16 protein-coding genes are annotated in these 18,342 nt (G+C 37.5%); 3 read left to right on the forward strand and 13 right to left on the reverse strand.

The annotated features are described in order from the left end of the window. The first annotated feature begins 6 nt into the window (after positions 1-6). The 3 genes from AC4CU2_RS16850 (at position 7) to AC4CU2_RS16860 (ending at position 4,698) form a co-directional block, all read left to right on the forward strand. Positions 7-1,548 (forward strand): TnsD family Tn7-like transposition protein, encoded by a 1,542-nt coding sequence (locus AC4CU2_RS16850; protein ID WP_490769135.1) that lies wholly within the window; start codon positions 7-9, stop codon positions 1,546-1,548. Next, on the forward strand, positions 1,541-3,130 hold the full coding sequence (locus tag AC4CU2_RS16855) for a Tn7-like element transposition protein TnsE (protein ID WP_490769136.1): 1,590 nt from the start codon (positions 1,541-1,543) through the stop codon (positions 3,128-3,130). The genes AC4CU2_RS16850 and AC4CU2_RS16855 overlap by 8 nt, the downstream gene beginning before the upstream one ends. Before the next feature lie 197 nt (positions 3,131-3,327). After that, a complete protein-coding gene (locus tag AC4CU2_RS16860; protein WP_490769137.1) occupies positions 3,328-4,698 on the forward strand; it encodes a phosphohexomutase domain-containing protein in 1,371 nt (456 codons plus the stop codon). 51 nt (positions 4,699-4,749) lie between these two features. On the opposite strand, the gene tnpC is transcribed toward AC4CU2_RS16860, so the two are convergent. From tnpC to AC4CU2_RS16925, 13 genes are all read right to left on the reverse strand, one after another. Continuing rightward, entirely contained in the window at positions 4,750-6,396 is a 1,647-nt protein-coding gene (tnpC, locus tag AC4CU2_RS16865) for an IS66 family transposase (protein ID WP_121775637.1), read from the reverse strand. A 74-nt stretch (positions 6,397-6,470) separates the two neighbouring features. Next, a complete protein-coding gene (gene tnpB, locus AC4CU2_RS16870) occupies positions 6,471-6,806 on the reverse strand; it encodes an IS66 family insertion sequence element accessory protein TnpB (protein ID WP_121775636.1) in 336 nt (111 codons plus the stop codon). Next, positions 6,803-7,231 carry an IS66-like element accessory protein TnpA gene (gene tnpA / locus AC4CU2_RS16875; protein WP_121775635.1) on the reverse strand — a complete coding sequence of 143 codons (429 nt, stop codon included), beginning with the start codon at positions 7,229-7,231 and terminating at the stop codon, positions 6,803-6,805. Before tnpA ends, tnpB begins: the two co-directional genes overlap by 4 nt. A 169-nt stretch (positions 7,232-7,400) precedes the next feature. Continuing rightward, positions 7,401-8,843: a capsule assembly Wzi family protein gene (locus AC4CU2_RS16880; protein WP_490769138.1), complete on the reverse strand. Its 1,443-nt coding sequence runs from the start codon at positions 8,841-8,843 to the stop codon at positions 7,401-7,403. Between the two features lie 183 nt (positions 8,844-9,026). Further along, the gene (gene galE / locus AC4CU2_RS16885) at positions 9,027-10,043 is read right to left on the reverse strand and encodes a UDP-glucose 4-epimerase GalE (RefSeq protein ID WP_490769139.1); all 1,017 of its coding nucleotides are present in this window, start codon (positions 10,041-10,043) and stop codon (positions 9,027-9,029) included. After that, the gene (gene pgi, locus AC4CU2_RS16890; RefSeq protein WP_490769140.1) at positions 10,036-11,709 is read right to left on the reverse strand and encodes a glucose-6-phosphate isomerase; all 1,674 of its coding nucleotides are present in this window, start codon (positions 11,707-11,709) and stop codon (positions 10,036-10,038) included. Before pgi ends, galE begins: the two co-directional genes overlap by 8 nt. Then, positions 11,709-12,962 carry a nucleotide sugar dehydrogenase gene (locus AC4CU2_RS16895; RefSeq protein ID WP_490769141.1) on the reverse strand — a complete coding sequence of 418 codons (1,254 nt, stop codon included), beginning with the start codon at positions 12,960-12,962 and terminating at the stop codon, positions 11,709-11,711. The genes pgi and AC4CU2_RS16895 overlap by 1 nt, the downstream gene beginning before the upstream one ends. A gap of 12 nt (positions 12,963-12,974) precedes the next feature. After that, entirely contained in the window at positions 12,975-13,850 is an 876-nt protein-coding gene (gene galU / locus AC4CU2_RS16900; protein WP_490769253.1) for a UTP--glucose-1-phosphate uridylyltransferase GalU, read from the reverse strand. Positions 13,851-13,874: 24 nt separating this feature from the next. After that, on the reverse strand, positions 13,875-14,495 hold the full coding sequence (locus tag AC4CU2_RS16905) for a sugar transferase (protein ID WP_490769142.1): 621 nt from the start codon (positions 14,493-14,495) through the stop codon (positions 13,875-13,877). A gap of 7 nt (positions 14,496-14,502) precedes the next feature. Continuing rightward, entirely contained in the window at positions 14,503-15,339 is an 837-nt protein-coding gene (locus AC4CU2_RS16910; protein ID WP_490769143.1) for a glycosyltransferase, read from the reverse strand. Beyond that, positions 15,336-16,436 carry a glycosyltransferase gene (locus AC4CU2_RS16915; protein WP_490769144.1) on the reverse strand — a complete coding sequence of 367 codons (1,101 nt, stop codon included), beginning with the start codon at positions 16,434-16,436 and terminating at the stop codon, positions 15,336-15,338. The genes AC4CU2_RS16910 and AC4CU2_RS16915 overlap by 4 nt, the downstream gene beginning before the upstream one ends. Continuing rightward, on the reverse strand, positions 16,433-17,254 hold the full coding sequence (locus AC4CU2_RS16920; protein WP_490769145.1) for a beta-1,6-N-acetylglucosaminyltransferase: 822 nt from the start codon (positions 17,252-17,254) through the stop codon (positions 16,433-16,435). The genes AC4CU2_RS16915 and AC4CU2_RS16920 overlap by 4 nt, the downstream gene beginning before the upstream one ends. 1 nt (position 17,255) lies before the next feature. Beyond that, complete coding sequence (locus tag AC4CU2_RS16925) at positions 17,256-18,335, reverse strand: hypothetical protein (protein ID WP_490769146.1); 1,080 nt, start codon at positions 18,333-18,335, stop codon at positions 17,256-17,258. Between the last annotated feature and the right edge of the window lie 7 nt (positions 18,336-18,342).

An 18,342-nucleotide genomic window follows, 5' to 3' on the forward strand; every position in this document is an offset into this window, starting at 1 on the left:
GGTATCATGATTTCAAATTTTCCAGCACCATATCCAAATGAATTGATTTACAGTGTGATTGCTCGTTATGCTGTTCACAATGAGATTCTGAGTCCAAAATATCTCACTGAAGAATTATTCAATAATAGGAACTTGACACCAACTTACGATTTACCTTCTCATCTAGACAGGGTGGCCAGTTACTTACCAGATCACTATGATGCGCTTATTTTAATCAACCAACACACCCTGTTACCAATTTACCAACCATTTCAACCTGATACAGTAATGCGTTATGCTGTGCAGGCATTGCGAGGTGAGCAGTATCAATCCCTGCATACCAAATTAGGAAAAAATGCATCGCGGATCAAAGCTGTGAGTTTTTTCCGGTTCTGCCCTCATTGCTGGCAAGAACAGATGCAGCAATATGGTGAAGTTTATTGGAAATGCAGCTGGCAGATTACTGGATACGAATATTGTACAAGGCATCAGCAATCTCTTTCTGTGAGTTCTATGTCTTGTAATGGGATAGACCGAAAATTCTATTTTGCTCATTTGAATGCACTGAAAGACTCTTCACAGCTTGTGTTTAATCTTCAAGACGTAAATCATCATATCGAGCTTGCAGGACTGATCGAAGAGCTACTCGCTCATTCAACATCCATTAGTGTACAAGATTTTTCTACTTTATCAGATACTTATTTCCTTCTCTTAAAAGATAGAGATTTACTATTAAATCGAAAAAATATCAATTACGAAAAAGTCCGTCAGCTTGTTGTCGATTATTGGGGCGAAAGTTTTCTTCAATATTATCAATTAGGTGATCTGAGCTCTGAGAACTGCTGGCTCAAGAATATCTGTAGAAAACATCGTAAAGCATTTTCTTATCTTGAGCATCTCATCGTATTAAAGGCACTTGTTCCCGAACAAAGTCCTATTTATACATACCAACAGTATTTGGATCTAGCGACAGTAGGTATAGAGGAACAAGCCATTCCTGTCACTGTAAAACACAAGACTTACCAAGTCCTGTCAGATGATCAACTGAAATGGATACAATTGATTCAGGATATGTCAGTCAAACTAGCTCGTAAACATGATGGTGCACTGTACGCACGTTTATATCGCAATCATAAAGATTGGCTGTTACAAATCAATCAAACCGCTATCATGACACCACTCTCTCTACCCAAACCACGTGTCGATTGGAGTATTCGGGATCGTCAGTTTATGAAACAATTGATTAAAATACGTGATGAATTATTAGAAGACTTAGACTCCCCACAATGGACCAAAAAGTTTTTAATTAAACAACTTGGGCATGTCAGCCTAATTGAAAAAAACTGGCATTTTCTGCCGTTGACCAAAGCATTTTTGGAGCGCTACGCTGAGTCGGTGGATTGTTATCAAATACGTCGTCTGACACGAACATATATTCGTCAACAAACTGAGAATAAATACTATCCACCGAGTGTTTTTTTACGTGTATCAGGATTAAGTGAGCAGCGATTAACGCCAGAAGCACGTCGATTTTTTAATAATATTTGGGAAGAAATAAAAAATGAGTGATTGTTCAACCGACTTTTTACCAAAAGAGATGATTTACTATACTGCGACAAAAATTAGTCGACGCGGTCAAACTCGGTTTGATATTGATACTCATTTGTTTAACCCTATTATTAACCGTCCTATTCAACTTAAATTACCGATTGAGAGTGTTCTTCTATACCGCTATAGAACCCAAATTGATGCCTCTCCTACAAAATTATTCACTCACACACTTGAACATGTAAATTTCACAACATTTAGAACTATTATTTTACCGGAGGGTGAGGATCAAAAAATACATGAAGGCCGGATATGTTTTGAATTTAATTACTACTCAACAGTTTTAAAGAAAAATATTACTATTCAAATACCTAAGCTTATCTTGGCCCGCGATTTATTTTTCTCTCATCCTTATTTAATTCGGGCGGCACTTTTTGCAGAAAATTATTCAACCGATGTTTTAGTGGATAGAAATGATGAAAAGGCTATTCATATTAATATAGCAAAAAACAAAAAAATTATGAACGCAGATGTCTCTGATCCTCATTTTTTGAAGAAGCTCGCTTTAATTTTATTACAGCCTGATTTAAATAAAGCCTTCCTTAGTATTTATCAGAAAACAATTATTGATCAAAAAGGCGCTAAAAGTTTTAATTTTGACATGGAAGTGCCTGATCTTAAAAATATTGATCTAACAGTAGATGGAATTTATGATAAAGAAACAGGTATTTACAGAATTGAGCGCATTACATCTTTCAAAAATCTTGATACAGCTATCAACCGCCCTATTCAATTTCATTTCACTTCAAAAAGAATCATACAACAGGTCAAAAATGCTCAAGGGCAAGGTTCAAACAAACCAAAACCAGCGAGTCAACCTAAAGAGAAATTGAATAAAAATGCTGAGGCAGATATCGATAAACTACTGGCCAAGCTAAGAAACCTACCTGGAGAAATTTATACAATTGAAGAATTAAAAATTTCTTTAGAGAAACCTCCTGCTAAAACTGTAGTACGTAAAAGACGAAAGCAAATGGATAAAGATCAAAATCAAGAAGAAGGATTTGCTGGTGGAGAAGGAGATATAGAGGGTACAGTGTCTGGATTTACAACAGAATCAGAAATTCAACTAGAGCGAGTCACTTATAAAGACTTGATTAAACTATTGGAGCAAATTGAAGAAAAGGGATATAAAACCAAAGAAATCAAGAACTCACCTTTTAAAATATATAAACGTTTCAGAGGCCATAAGTTTGCAAACAATCAATTACGCTACTTTTATGTCTATAAAATTTTTAATATAGAAAATAACCATCAATTTTATTTGTGTGAAATTGATACTTCAGATGGTAAAAAAAATATCTCTACCTTATTACTCCCATATGAAAAAGAAACTCAACGATTAATTGAGATAGATTTGGAAATATTAAATAATTCAATACTGTCTCAATCACTCAGTTGGCCTAAAAAGTTTCTATCTGAAGTGAGAGGTATTACTGCAATAACTACAATTAATCATCCTTCCAAAAAGGAAGAAATAGAAGATGTAAATTATTACACTGACTGGGCGGAGCGGATCTTGGCAAAGGTAAAATCGATATAAATTTCATGAAGAGCTAATATATAAAATAGCATGCTGAAGTACCAAACTTTAAAAATTAGATGAAAGAGCACTATATACAGTTAAACATCTATTTTTAAAGAAGATATAAAAGTTAACCAGTAACTTGGCATATAGGAACTATTTTCCTTCTATAATCATACTTTCCTTACTTCGCAGGAATTATTTCGAGAATTTAAATGACACAACTTACTTGTTTTAAAGCCTATGACATCCGCGGCAAACTCGGTACAGAACTCAATGAAGAGATTGCTTATAAAATCGGTCGTGCCTATGGGCAAATTTATCAACCAAAAAAAATTGTGGTGGGCTGCGACATCCGTCTCAGCAGTGAAGATTTAAAACAAGCCACCATCAAAGGTCTGAATGATGCGGGTGTTGATGTTTTAGATTTAGGTATGACGGGGACTGAAGAAGTCTATTTCGGTGCCTTTCATCTAGATGTTCAAGGTGGGATCGAAATCACGGCAAGCCACAACCCGATGGACTATAACGGCATGAAATTGGTCCGCGAAAATGCACGTCCGATTGGAGCTGATTCAGGGCTAAAAGAAATTCGTTTATTGGCTGAATCAGGCAACTTTAATGAAGTTATCACTAAAAGCAAAACTGAAAAATACAATATTCTGCCTGAATATATTGATCATTTAATGTCGTATATTGATCCTGCAAAAATTCGCCCACTCAAATTAGTCATGAATGCGGGCAATGGCGCTGCTGGTCATGTGGTTGATGCCATTGAAGCAAAGTTCAAACAACTTAACCTTCCAGTAGAATTGATTAAAATTCATAATGATGCTGATGGTACTTTCCCTAATGGTATTCCCAACCCGATTTTAGTTGAAAACCGTGACAGTACCCGTAATGCGGTGATTGAACATCATGCAGATATGGGTATCGCTTGGGATGGTGACTTTGACCGCTGCTTCTTATTTGATGAAAAAGGCCAATTTATTGAAGGTTATTACATTGTCGGTCTATTGGCGCAAGCATTCTTACTGAAACAATCTGGTGAGAAAATTGTGCATGACCCTCGTCTTGTTTGGAACACCTTTGATGTCATTGAACAGTACCAAGGTGAAGCTATTCAATCAAAATCAGGACATTCATACATCAAAGAAAAAATGCGTGAGCATAATGCCGTGTATGGAGGCGAGATGAGTGCACATCATTATTTCCGTGATTTTGCTTACTGTGATAGCGGTATGATTCCATGGTTATTGGCAATTTCTGTGCTCTCAGAAACCCAACAAACCCTGTCTTCACTGGTTGAAGGCATGATTGAAAAGTTCCCTTGCTCGGGTGAGATCAATTTTAAAGTTGCAGATACTCAAGCCACGATTCAAAAGATTTTTGATCACTTCTCAAATCAAAATCCAAGTATTGACCACACAGATGGCGTAAGTTTAGATTTTGGTGCTTGGCGCTTTAATGTTCGAGCATCGAATACAGAGCCATTATTGCGCTTAAATATTGAGAGTCGAAAAGATGAAAATCCAAAACCAATGCAAGACTATGTGGATGAATTAACACGGCTGATTCAAGCTTAATTATTTTTTTAATATAAAAAGTAAGCGTGCGCTGAACCCCATAGCTATTTTTTAATTTTGGTCGGGTTTCCAGCGGTGCGGCAGCAATTCTTCTATTTGGCTCACTTTATGTGTCGGCAACCTTTTCAGCACATTACTTAAATAGGCATACGGATCCAAGCCATTCAGTTTTGCTGACTGGATTAAAGTCATGATATTGGCAGCTCGTTGGCCGCTGCGCAGCGAGCCAGCAAACAGCCAGTTCTTTCGTCCCAAGGCCCAGGGGCGCATTGAGTTCTCAGCCCAATTATTGTCAATGGGCAGATTGCCATCATCCAGATAGCGGCTTAAGGCTTGCCAACGCTTCAGACTGTAATTGATTGCCTTGGCGGTTGGAGAACTCGATGGCACCGTCAGATAATGTTGGTTTAACCATTCATACAGTTGTTGCATCACCGGTTGACTATGCTGTTGCCGGTATTCGCAGCGTTGTTGCGTTGTACCATCCGTCTTTTTCCTGAGTTCTGCTTCTATGGCATACAGTTTCTGAATCAGCACTAATGCCTGTTCAGCGATCTGACTTTTCCCGGTCACATGCAGTTCATGGAATTTACGACGTGCATGTGCCATGCAGCCCACCTCAATGACATCGCCTGATCTAAAGCGGGCTTTATAACCACTATAATCATCACAGACCAAATGACCCTGCCAGCCTTTCAGGAAGGCTTCAGCATGCTGACCTGAACGGCTCGGCTGAAAGTCATAGATCACCGCCTGAACCGGATTGTACTGTGTCGTGGCATAGGCCCAGACATAACCTTTTTTCGGTTTTTTTTCATCATCACCAAGCTGCATGGTGGTGACCGGCGTTTCATCTGCATGGATCACCCGCTGCTGCAGCACCACCTGTTTTAAGACATCCGTCAAGGGTTCAAGTTCCACCCCGCAGCGACCAATCCAGTCAGATAATGTGGATCTGGACAGATCAATACCTGCGCGTAGAAAGATTTGACGTTGACGGTACAGCGGTAAATGATCGGCATACTTGGACACCAGCACATGGCTAAGCAGTTCAGGACTGGCAATGCCTTTATCAATCACATAAGCAGGCATCGCTTGCTGAGTCAGGGTGTCGCACTGATCACAGACCCATTTACCACGTACATGCTGTTCCTTATAGAACTGTGCCGGTCTAAAATTCAGTTTTTCACTGACATCTTCACCGATACGACGCAGTTGGCATCCACAAGCACATTGGGTTGATGCAGGTTCATGCTCAATACGGAGAGTGAGTAGATGATCTGGGAGCGGTCGACGTTTAGGTTTGTTGACGAGAGCTTTCTGTGTCGCTGCATCGATTTTATCTGCATTCAGCCGTTCCAGTTCCAAATCGACTGCTGCGATATCTTCTTCAACCGCTTCATCCCACAGATGGATTTGTTTTGCTGTTAGATGTTCGTTTTTACTGCCGAATTTGTGCTGTTTAAATAGTGCGAGCTCATGCTCGTATTTTTGCGTGAGAATGGAAAGATGTTGGTTGGTTACTTCAAGATGTTGAACTTTGGCATCTAATTGTTGATTTGATACTTCTAGATGTTGAATCTTGGTATCTAATTGTTGATTTGATTGCGCTAGAGACTGATGCTGAATCGCCAACTGTCTGGTAAATTCCAGCAGTTGCTCATAGGTCAGTTGGCTTAAATCAGGCAGCGTATTCATGACCGCAGTATGCCTGAGGTCATGATGCAGAGGAAATAGAACGTTTGGAGAATAGCAGAATGCACGAGCTTGGTTTAGAGCATAGTCACCACCTGCTGTCGTCCAATGCGCTGCCAGGGCAAACCCTGGATCAATGCCTGTAACTGTTCCGGACTGAGGGCTACGGTTTCACCCTGATGAACCTGCGCCCAGTGAAATTTCCCCTGTTCCAGCCGCCGGGCACACAGCCAGATGCCCAATCCATCATGCACCAGCACTTTCATGCGATGGCCACGTTTATTACAGAACAGGTAAGCGCAATGCGGTTTGATGTAACCAAAGGCTCTCACCACCTGAGCCATGGCAGTATCCATACCCGCACGCATATCCATCGGCTGGGTAGAGAGCCAGATTTCATTTATATGGATCATTGAGTCAAACCTTGGATGAGTAACAGTAATTCAGTTGCAGACTCCACTGGCCATTCGATTTCGATCACCTGATCTCTTGCGGAACATTGTTTCTGATGCAGTGGAATTCTGATATGAGCGACAGCTTTCTTCTCCGGCACAGATGGCGGAGGCGCTTCTTGTTTGACTGGAGTCGGGTGAAGAATGACCGGAAGAAAGTCAGTCTGTGGAATGGAGGGGGGTGTTAATGCAGAGGGCATTGATCTGGACTGACGAATCCATTTATGCAACAGATTCGCATTGACCTGATGTTGCATTGCTACCTTAGCCACCGATGTATCTGGCTGCTGGCATTGCTGAATAAGTTGATGTTTAAATTCAGCCGTGAAGGTTCGACGGGGCTTTTTTAGCGTTGCTGTACTGTCTATAACTGTCTTTAAATCCATAAATAGGTGTCCACTTAAATTTAGTGGACACTATCGCGGTATTAATGAGTTAGAAAAAGTGGGGTTCAGCGGACGCTTACTATAAAAAAACCATTCAACTTATTTAATAAGTTGAATGGTTTGTTTTTTAGCTCAACTAGAAAGAAATTCTATCTAAGCTGACGACTGATTAAAATAGTGAGCGATCCAATGGAATTTCGACTCCGATAGACACTCCCGCATCTTGACCATAGACATCAGAATCACTCACCCATCCATTCAGTTTCAATGGCGCATTTGGTTTTAAGTAATGTGTCCAAGTAAGATCTAAAGCTTTAATTTCATCTTTTTGAGTAAATGCATGATTATTTATCGAGTTTGATTGATTAACTTTTGCCACCATTACTCGCCCATTTAAGCGATTCATAATATCAAAGCGAATGTCTCCACCCAGACTTAGCATTTGACCATCCCCGCCCATGGCATGCCCCAAAGGGAAGCCGTGTTGGTAATAACCATCTTGATAAATATAGTGATTATAGGAAATACCTTGTACGTCGCCATTGGTTCGAGTATCAGCCCATTCCGCATATACCTGCAAAGGTAAATTATTCAATTGTGAAGAATAATCGATACCTGCTAAATACATTTTTTTTGAAGGAAGAAGCCCAGCTTCATCTTCACCGACATATTGCCCATAAAGGCTAATCGGCACACCACCCCAGTGGTTTAAATTAAGGCGTGCATCAAAACCCGCAATTTGATTAGACTTATCCAGATCGCCATCATCAAAGTTGTCATTACCTTTAATTGCATTCCATAATGTGTCAAAACTTTCTGAGCGCCCTTCACCTCCCCATTGAAGAATTCGAGAAGCACCAAGCTCCAAGTACGGCAATGGCTGTGCAGTTAAACGAAATCCTAATAATTTGGCATCTGGAATTGCATGGTAATCATCTAATTGACCTGCAAAGGCTTGATATTGCCAAGGACCAATCCATGACAGCCACTTTGTTTCAAATGCTTGTTGTTCAGCACGCTGCATGGTCAATCCATACACTGGACGGCTTGCATCACCACGGATTAAGCTACCCTCATGTCCAGGACCCCAATAGGTAGGGATTTGACCAGCAATCAACCATTGATTCCATAATTTACCCGCAATATACGAACCTTCTACATTGACATCATGACCGTTATCAATAATTGGATCTTTTTCGGCATTTACACTAAGTCGTGCATCCCATTGAGCTCCACCTGCATTCAATTCAAGCGCCGCTTGATATTGCGATTTTTGCTCATCTGCAAATTTTTGCGGGATATTTTGTGGATCTGTTTCAGCAAATAAAGCCAACTTAGTAGAGGTATTTTCTGCTTCTAAATTTGCCATAACCGAATTGATAACTTTCTGCTGAGCATTATTTTCAATTTTGGCAGTAGATAATGCACGCTGAATTTCTTCACCACTCAATGGCCAAGTCGAAGTGCTAATTTGGATCACACCTTGTTGGTTTAGCCAATTTAGATCTGTACGTAGATCATTATTATTCAAAATGATCCCTTGAGCGTAAACCGGCAGAGTTAGAGAAGAAAAAATCGCAAGTGATAGAAATCTAAGGGTTTGATATTTCATATATTATTTCAATCAATTTATCTTTCACATATGATAACGATTTTTTTCAAATAAAAGATAAGATCTATTATTATTTTTGCACAATCAATACATGATTCAATACTTAAGTAAAATAGTTAGAAGTATGGCGAATACAAAATTTGCCATACTGTCTTTAATGAATTTACACACTAAATTTAAATCTTAGTTGTATCCATTTGGATTATGCTTTTGCCAGTTCCAACTATCTGCCAACATATCTTCTAAACTGTATTTGGGTTGCCAACCCAACTCAGCAATTGCGCGCGCATTATCTGCAAACGAAATTGCAACATCCCCTGCACGACGGGGTTCAATGTTATAGGCAACGGGCATCTGATTCACCCGTTCAAAAGTCTTCACCACTTGCAAAACAGATGAACCCTGACCTGTTCCAATATTCCAAGCGCGGCATCCTTGCGTTTTTAAACGATGATTCAATGCGCATAAATGTGCATTGGCCAAATCAACCACATGAATATAATCACGCACACCTGTACCATCTACCGTGTCATAATCATTGCCAAAAATTGACAACTTATCACGACGGCCGACTGCCACCTGTGTGACATAAGGCATCAAATTATTGGGTATCCCTTGTGGGTCTTCACCCATTTGACCACTTTGATGTGCGCCTACCGGGTTAAAATAACGCAGCAATGCGATTGACCAACGCTCATCTGCTAATGCCAATTTCTCAAGCAATTGCTCGACAATCAGTTTGGTATAGCCATAGTTATTACTTGGCATACCTGTAGGCATGGTTTCATTCAAGGGTGAAATATTGGCTTCATCATAAACTGTTGCCGATGAACTAAAGACCAACTTAAAGACTTGAGCACGCTCCATCGCTTTAACTAAGCTAATAGAACCCGAGATATTATTTTCAAAATATTTTAGTGGCTCTTTTTGGCTTTCACCCACAGCTTTTAAGCCTGCAAAGTGAATCACTGCATCAATAGAATGATGCTGAAAAATTTGATCTAAAATTTGCTGATCGAGAATATCACCTTCAACAAAATCTAATTTTTTAGCTGCCAACGCTTGAACACGTGCTAAAGATTCGACAGAACTGTTGGACAAATTATCCAGTACAACAACCTCATGCCCTGCGCTCAAAAGTTGAATACAAGTATGTGAACCAATATAACCAGCACCACCTGTTACTAAAATTTTAGCCATTGTTTTTTCCTAATAATATGTGTAGTAAGCCTTGCGTTGATCCATCTAAATCCGAAATATCCTTTCGATCACCATTTAATATTGGAAGTAGCTGATTGGCAATTTCTTTGCCTTTTTCTACACCCCATTGATCAAACGGGTTAATATTCCAAAGCACCGACTGTACAAAAACTTTATGTTCATACATTGCGATCAACATGCCCAAACTATATGGATTTAACTCTTGCAATAAAATGGTTGAACTTGGTTGATTACCTTCATATTGTTTATATTCCGGCAAATCTTGTACTTCTTGTTGATTTAAAGCTTGATTACCAAATGCCAGTAAGCGCGATTGAGCCAAACAATTTGATAGGGCCAAATGATGCTGTTCCACCAGCGCCTCTGCATTATCGACATAGGTAAATTGTTGGGCCTGATAGCGCTGCACTGGCGCAATGAAATCACAACTCACTGCTTGACTGCCTTGATGCAGCAATTGGTAAAAAGCATGCTGTGCATTTGGTCCCACTTCCCCCCATATAATCGGGCAAGTATCCCAGTCCACTTTTCGACCATTACGCTGAATCGACTTACCATTGGATTCCATTTCCAACTGCTGCAAATAAGAGGCGAAATATTTCAAACGGCCATCATAAGGCAGTACCGCATGGGTCTGAATATCAAGGAAATTATTATTCCACGCACCCAATAAGCCCATTAATACAGGAATATTTTTTTCAAAAGGTGCCGTCTGAAAATGCTGGTCTACTGCATATGCGCCAGCTAACAGTTGTTTAAAGCCATCAACTCCGATCGTCAGTGCAATCGGGAAACCAATACATGACCAAAGTGAATAGCGACCGCCGACCCAATCCCAGAGTAAAAATTGGTTTTCGGCTGCAATACCCCATTCGGTCATTTTATCTGCTTTGGTAGATACACCAATAAAATGATGCTTTAAAATTTGTGATTCTTGCCCAAGTGCTTTTTCAAGCCATAAACGCACTGTTTGCGCATTAGATAATGTATCAATGGTCCCGAACGATTTTGAAGAAATAATAAACAGCGTGGTTTCGGGGCGAAGTTGATGCAATAAATCTGAAAGCTGACTACCATCAATGGTCGAAACAAAATGTACATTGAGTGGCTTATATGTGGATTTTTTGAAATCAGATAAGGCATGACTCACCATCAGTGGTCCTAAATCTGACCCTCCAACACCAATATTCACCACATCTTGAATGACTTCGCCAGTTGCACCGCGGCACTGACCCGCATGAATTTTTTCTACCAAAGCATACATACGCTCAAGTTGTATATGCACTTGTTTTGCTAATTCAGGATGAGACTGATCATCTTTAGGTAACCGTAGTGCCCAATGCATGGCTGCACGCTGTTCGGTATAGTTAATTTCTTCAGTAGAAAATAAACGCTTTATCCACGATGTTAAATCTTGTGTCTGTGCCCACTGGACTAGATTTTTGACAACGGGCTGATTGACTCTATGTTTACTAAAATCAAAAACCACCGGCTCTAAAGTCACAGAGAATTTTTCGAATCGCTGAGGGTCCTCAGCAAAGAGTTCTGTTAAATGCCTATTTTCAAATTCAGCTTTTAAACCATGAAGTCCGCCTACAACTGAATCTACATGTTCGACCGTATAGGGTTGAGTTTTAATAGCCATTAGCGTCCTACCCCCATATATGCAAAACCTTGAGACTTCACATACGCTGGATCATAAATATTGCGCCCATCCAAGATAAGTGGGTGCTGCATGGTTTTAAGCAATTCGGTATAACTAGGGCTCCAATATTGTTTCCATGCAGTCAATAAACACAAAGCATGCGCATCTTTCACTGCCTCATATTGCTCTGTGCAATATATAAGATCAGGTCGCTCACCATATATTTTTTTAATTTCATCCAAGGCTTGAGGGTCGTGTAATCTAACTTTTACACCTTGAGCCCATAGTGCTGCCAACATGGCATGAATAGGAGATTGTCGCGTACTGGACGTTTTTTCTTTAAACGCAGCGCCCCATATCGCAACAGTTTTCCCTTTTAAATCACCATGATAATAATTCCATAATTTACGGAATAAAACTTCTTTTTGTTGCTCATTAATTTCCCAAACTTGTGCAAGGAGTTGGCTATTTGCACCCACACCTGACACCGTATGCGTTAAAGTCTGAATATCATGTGAAAAGTTTTCTCCACCAAAACCTGCCCCCGGATAGAGATAAGATCCTCCAATACGGTTATCTGCAGCCATCCCCTGACGAACTGATTCAATATCAATGCCTAATTTCTCAGCAACCACTGCCAAGTCATTGATATAACTAATTCGTGTCGCCAACATGCCGGAGATACTCAATTTGGTAAATTCAGCATCTAAAATGGGCATAAATAAATATTGCTGCTGACGTGGAAATAAAGGACGTAAGAGTTCCTTAATTTTAATTTGAGCAGCATCTGATGCAGACCCAACAATCAGCTGTTTGGCTTGGGCAAAACTTTGTAAAGCGTTTCCTTCCTGAATCATGTCGGGTAAGTAGACCCACTCATCTTCATGCAAAATTTTTACAAACTTTTCTGTCCCATGCAGTCCTAAAGTAGACGCATTGATCATCAGTTTAGGGTGAATAATGGCACGTTGTTTGATGTTTTCAAGAATTTCAATACATTGCCTTTCTTCAGCTGGGTTAAAACTGAAGAAATAGGCATCTGCATCTAATGGAATATCATTAAAGTCGCAGTATTTTAAAAAACTACTTTGTTGTTTGTTGAGTAGATTTTTTACAGCTTCATCTTGCATATATATTTGTTCGCTTTCATACGTTTTCAGTGGTTCATACCAAAAAACGTGATGACCGCATTCTGCCAGTAAAGCAGCAAATACACCTGAAAAAAGTGTTTGTCCAAATACTGCAACCTTCATATCAATCTCTTTTTATAGTTTTAGTTCTTTGATCAGCGCTTTAAATTCCTCACCTAATTTTGGATGGTCTACGCCATAATGTAAAACTGCTTTGAGATAGCCCAATTTACTGCCGCAATCAAAAGTTTGACCTTTCATCCGATAGGCTTCCACCGTATCGGTCGCTTGCAAAGCTGCAATTGCATCGGTCAACTGAATCTCATTACCTGCCCCTTTAGGCGTGTTCTCAAGTAATTGCATAATTTTGGCAGGTAAAATATAGCGACCCACTACCGATAAATTTGATGGCGCAGTGCCGACGGCAGGTTTCTCGACAATACCTTGCATTTGAATGCTATGTCCTTCGGCAGGTATAGAGGCAACATCGACAATACCGTATTGATCTACCATGTGATCTGGTACAGCTTCCACCATAATCTGGGATGCATGACTTGCATCAAAACGTTGGATCATTAAACTCAAATCATTGGTTTCTGATGAATCTTTTACAAGAACATCTGGTAATAGCACAGCAAAATCATCATCACCTACTACAGCTTTTGCACACAGTACAGCATGACCTAAACCAAGTGGCTGTGGTTGACGCACACTGATTACACTCACATGTGGCGGTAAAATTTCAGTGATTTCTTTGAGTAAATCAAATTTCTTTTTATGTTCTAGAGTGGTTTCTAGCTCAAAGTTACGATCAAAGTAGTTTTCAATCGAAGCTTTTGAAGAATGGGTAACAAGAATAATCTGTTCAATGCCAGCAGCAACTGCTTCTTTTACAACATATTCAATCGCTGGTCGGTCAACCACTGTGACCATTTCTTTGGGAATAGACTTGCTCGCAGGTAGAAACCGTGTACCTAAACCTGCAACTGGGAGAATGGCTTTTTTAATCATCACACATTATTCACTATCTAAATTTTATGAATTTACTTTATCTTTAACTTTCTTAGGTTCGTTACCTTCAAACAATGAAGGGCCAACATGACCCGGTGCATTAATACCTTCTCGTTTGGTCATCACAGCGACTGTTTTCAACATGATTTTAAAGTCAACCAAAGTATTATGGTTATCTACATACCATACATCGCATTTAAAACGTTCTTCATAATCAAGTTCATTTCGGCCACTTACCTGAGCTAAGCCAGTCATACCGGGTTTAACTTCCAGACGACGAGCTTGTTCTGGTGAATATAATGCTACAAAGTCTTTAAGCATAGGACGTGGTCCAACAATACTCATATCCCCTTTTAAGACGTTTATGAGTTGTGGCATTTCATCTAAACTAGTCGATCTTAGCTTCTGTCCAAAGGGGGTAATACGCTGTTCATCTGGTAATGGATTGCCTTCTTTATCCACTGCATCTTTCATCGACCGGAACTTAATCATTTTAAAAAGTTTGCCATTTTTACCAGGACGTTCTTGGCAAAAAAAGATTGGTGACCCCAAATTTTTTCGTACTTTATAACTAACAATGAGGAAAATTGGAGACAATAATGTTAGTGCAATTAATGATATAACGATATCAACCAGTCTTTTCATTGCTATCTTACTCTGTTTTTTCAACTTTCTTACGTAGAAACGTATTATAAATTTTACCTAGCAGATTCGCTGGCATAAGTCTAAATGTAGACCGTACAATGAAGTAGATAGTAGCATAAAACGGTGACTGTATTTTTAGTTGTTTTTTTAAATCTAGTAACTGTTTTTCACTTTTAATATATTTGAAACCTTTGCGGCGTGCATGCATACCATTACCAACCCGCGCATAAAGAATTACATCGGATAAGTTAGCAACTTGATAATTGTTGCCAATTACACGTAGCCATAAGTTGTAGTCTTCCATAAACAAATGATGTTGATACCCTCCCAAGCTTAAAATCACATCACGTTTATACGCAACTGTCATATGATTGAATGGACAGCGATTTTGTGCAAATTTCTTTATTTGTTCATAAGTTGTAGGTACAGCTTTAAGTACATCTGCATCTGAAATATTTTGATCAAACTCTAAAATCTGACCACCGAACAAGACTACATTTGGATTCTGTTCTATAAATTTAATCTGCTTTTCAAATCGATCAGATGTACAAATATCATCTGTATCCATACGAAAAACCCAATTATAACTACATTGTTTTAAACCTTCATTTAAGGCTTTTCCAAGACCCACATTTTGAGGTAAAGGTACCACCTTCAGTGGACTACCAATTTTTGACTGCCACTTTTGTACACAAGCAGTCAGTTCCTCACCGATGGGACCATCTAAAACTAATACAATTTCAGTTGGTTTAGTCGTCTGTGAGTCCCAAATACTTTCAAAGCATTGGTTCAAAAAGTCAAGTTGCTCCTTATTATATAAGGATAAAAGGGCTGAAAAATTCATAAATTAATATCCTTACACCCTAATGAATTCAACAATTTTAGCCACTTTGATATAACTATATTCTCATCAAAACTACTGATTGTATGTTTAATATTATCAAAATCACTATTTTCAATTTCAATAATACTCTGAATCATTCCCTCAATATTACCTTCTTGAACCAAAAATCCATTCACTCCATGCTTTATGATAGTACTTGGTCCACTTGGAACATCAAAGGAAATACAAGGTATATTTCGAGAGATTGCCTCTATCAAAACCATTCCGAACCCTTCAAGTAAAGAAGTCATAATAAGAGCATATGCATCCTTATATATTAAATCAGCATCAGAGCAGTTTCTAATAACTTCAACACTTTCACTTAATCCATTCTTAGCAATATAATACTGAATTGGTAAATATAAATCACCATCCCCAAACATTCTGAGCTTTATACCTTTTTCTATTAACCCAGAATTCTTAAATATTTCTAATGCTAATAATGGTCTCTTTTCACAAGAAAACCGACCAACGAATATTAAAAAAGATTTTTTATTACCTTGAGATTGATTAATACTATTAAAACTAATAAAATTTGGTATATACACTGATTTAATACCATTATTTTTATAAAATAAATTGTCGCTTTCTGTCAGTGCAATAAAGCAATCTATTTGCTTATATAAACCCCATTTTACTCGACCCAAAAAACCACTTGACTTATAACCCGAGCTAGTATGATCACAGCCTACCATTACAGTCTTTTTAAAATTAATTTTTAATAAAGAAAAAAGCATATTTAATGGAGGAGAGGTAAGAACAAAAATAGTGTTTTTATTTCTCCTAATATAATTAGCCAAAATATTATATAATTTAAAAAACCATAAAGACTTTTTTATGCCAGAATAAAATTGTGTACTATATTTATTTACATTCAAAGACTCTAAAGTTAATTTTTCATCTAAATTGAAAGCTGGTATAGATATCGCCCCAAGACTCAAAATCCCCACATTATAACCATACTTTACTAAACTATTCGCGACATCAGATGTTGCTTTCAGAACACCACCACGATAGCTTTCATCAAAACTATGAACAACAAATATAATTTTTTTCATATTTCGACAGAACTCCGAAAATTATAAAAATTTTTCATAGTTTCTTGATCAACTTTTCTAGCAAACCATAACCCTTCTTTTTGTGATTTTAAAAGCTGTTCTAAAGACAAGAATATTGGACTAGACCCATTTTGAAAACTTTTATCAAAAATTAGAAATCGTCTATTATCTTTTGATAAATTTTTAATAAGATTATTTTTTTTAATTAAATATTGAAAAAAATGTTCATCCGGACATAGTTTTCTTGTAAAAAATTTAATATCACTTTGTGTAATTGAATTTAACATTACACATAATTGCTCTCTTCTAATTGAAAACCATTGGCTACCTATATAATATTTTTTTTGTGTACCAATAAGTTTATCAAAAAATTTAATTGCTTGTGTTAGCAACTTACTAAATGCTCTTCGTTGATATAAGGTATCAGCAAAAACACTATTAAATCTCACTCTATATCTATTTTCTTCGGCGGAACGAAAGTCCATATAAATTGTATTATCCTCCCAATACAATTTATCACTCAATATAACATCATCACCACTAATTAAATGAAAAAAATCATTATCAACATCATGTTGCAATGCGTAATTCATTAAATTTAGTGTAGCTTGCACCATACTAAATCCGCCCCAATTTACAGATATTCTATTTTCTACAAAGTATATATTATTGGCACCAACCAAACCTTTCTTAATCTCATCAAGATTGGCTTTCGCATCGACATGAATATAAAAATTCACATCCTTATAATATTTTGCATATGAGTAAAGATGATCAATTGGCTTATGTATCAATATGAGAAAAGCTATCTTATTCATTTTAAACTATTCTCTTTTCCTTAAAAATCAATAGAAATATATATACTAATACAAAATCCAATGGTGAAAACAAACCTAACTGATCAAAAAAATATCGCCCAAATATCAGTGCTATAAAAAATATTAAGACAGGCTTCTTTTTTATATAAAATAATGTAGATAAAAATAATAATATAAAAAATATAGTATGAATAATACCATATCTAGCATGCCCAACTATAAATGAATTATGTGGATTATCTCCATATTGTACAACAGTTGCACAACAATCTGCATATCTGCGCCCCAAAAAAAGATCTTGAGGTGAATACAAAATTCCACTCATATATTCATTTAACATACTTTTTCTTGGACTTTCTAGGCCATACTTAAAACTTGTCTCTTCCATTAAATAATATTCAACTACTCCAGAATATTTGAAATATAAAAAAATAAATAAAGGAAGAAAAATCAAAAGCCAATATATCTTTTTCCCATAGTTATCATAAAAAGCATAACAGAAGAGAAGGAATGAAATTGCAATACCTGATCTACCAAAGAGAATAACACTAGATACTAATGTAAGAATATAAATAAGAATTGGTTGTTTCTTTTCTTCTATATAGTAACTAGCACCAACAAACATTGTTACCAATAGCAAAAATGCACTTACAATATTTCTACTTGAGTTATTAAATATCGTATCGTACCCTTCTGGATTAAAAAAGCCAAGTTTATAAAAATTAACCCATAAAAAAAACAAATAAACACAATAAAATAGGAGGCTGAACTCTGATTTATTTTTTAACCTAAAAAAACCAGATGCTATTATAAATGAGCATACACCATATAAAAGTACAGCACTAGAATAATAATATGGATAAGATCTAGAAAAAAAACTTGAGAAAATAAATAACAAAATAACTAGTACAGCAAGGAAAATTTCCTCTTTTTTAAAGCCAGCATTAAGAGATGAAAGTATAATTATAAAATTACTTAAGAAAAATAAAGCCTGACTTATTGCTGAGCCATTGACATAATAAAATATCACAGCAATATAAGCACAAAATAACCCTATTTTTAGGAATATCTCTCTACTCATACTTATA

This window comes from Acinetobacter sp. 797_lipA (assembly GCF_058243025.1).

Excerpts from the sequence above, each read along its gene's own strand:
- AC4CU2_RS16920 (WP_490769145.1), bottom strand. The coding sequence starts at position 17,254 with ATGAATAAGATAGCTTTTCTCATATTGATACATAAGCCAATTGATCAT.
- AC4CU2_RS16910 (WP_490769143.1), bottom strand. The coding sequence starts at position 15,339 with ATGAATTTTTCAGCCCTTTTATCCTTATATAATAAGGAGCAACTTGAC.
- tnpC (WP_121775637.1), bottom strand. The coding sequence starts at position 6,396 with ATGAATACGCTGCCTGATTTAAGCCAACTGACCTATGAGCAACTGCTG.
- tnpA (WP_121775635.1), bottom strand. The coding sequence starts at position 7,231 with ATGGATTTAAAGACAGTTATAGACAGTACAGCAACGCTAAAAAAGCCC.
- galE (WP_490769139.1), bottom strand. The coding sequence starts at position 10,043 with ATGGCTAAAATTTTAGTAACAGGTGGTGCTGGTTATATTGGTTCACAT.
- AC4CU2_RS16880 (WP_490769138.1), bottom strand. The coding sequence starts at position 8,843 with ATGAAATATCAAACCCTTAGATTTCTATCACTTGCGATTTTTTCTTCT.
- AC4CU2_RS16915 (WP_490769144.1), bottom strand. The coding sequence starts at position 16,436 with ATGAAAAAAATTATATTTGTTGTTCATAGTTTTGATGAAAGCTATCGT.
- pgi (WP_490769140.1), bottom strand. The coding sequence starts at position 11,709 with ATGGCTATTAAAACTCAACCCTATACGGTCGAACATGTAGATTCAGTT.
- AC4CU2_RS16850 (WP_490769135.1), top strand. The coding sequence starts at position 7 with ATGATTTCAAATTTTCCAGCACCATATCCAAATGAATTGATTTACAGT.
- AC4CU2_RS16855 (WP_490769136.1), top strand. The coding sequence starts at position 1,541 with ATGAGTGATTGTTCAACCGACTTTTTACCAAAAGAGATGATTTACTAT.
- tnpB (WP_121775636.1), bottom strand. The coding sequence starts at position 6,806 with ATGATCCATATAAATGAAATCTGGCTCTCTACCCAGCCGATGGATATG.
- AC4CU2_RS16925 (WP_490769146.1), bottom strand. The coding sequence starts at position 18,335 with ATGAGTAGAGAGATATTCCTAAAAATAGGGTTATTTTGTGCTTATATT.
- galU (WP_490769253.1), bottom strand. The coding sequence starts at position 13,850 with ATGATTAAAAAAGCCATTCTCCCAGTTGCAGGTTTAGGTACACGGTTT.
- AC4CU2_RS16905 (WP_490769142.1), bottom strand. The coding sequence starts at position 14,495 with ATGAAAAGACTGGTTGATATCGTTATATCATTAATTGCACTAACATTA.
- AC4CU2_RS16860 (WP_490769137.1), top strand. The coding sequence starts at position 3,328 with ATGACACAACTTACTTGTTTTAAAGCCTATGACATCCGCGGCAAACTC.
- AC4CU2_RS16895 (WP_490769141.1), bottom strand. The coding sequence starts at position 12,962 with ATGAAGGTTGCAGTATTTGGACAAACACTTTTTTCAGGTGTATTTGCT.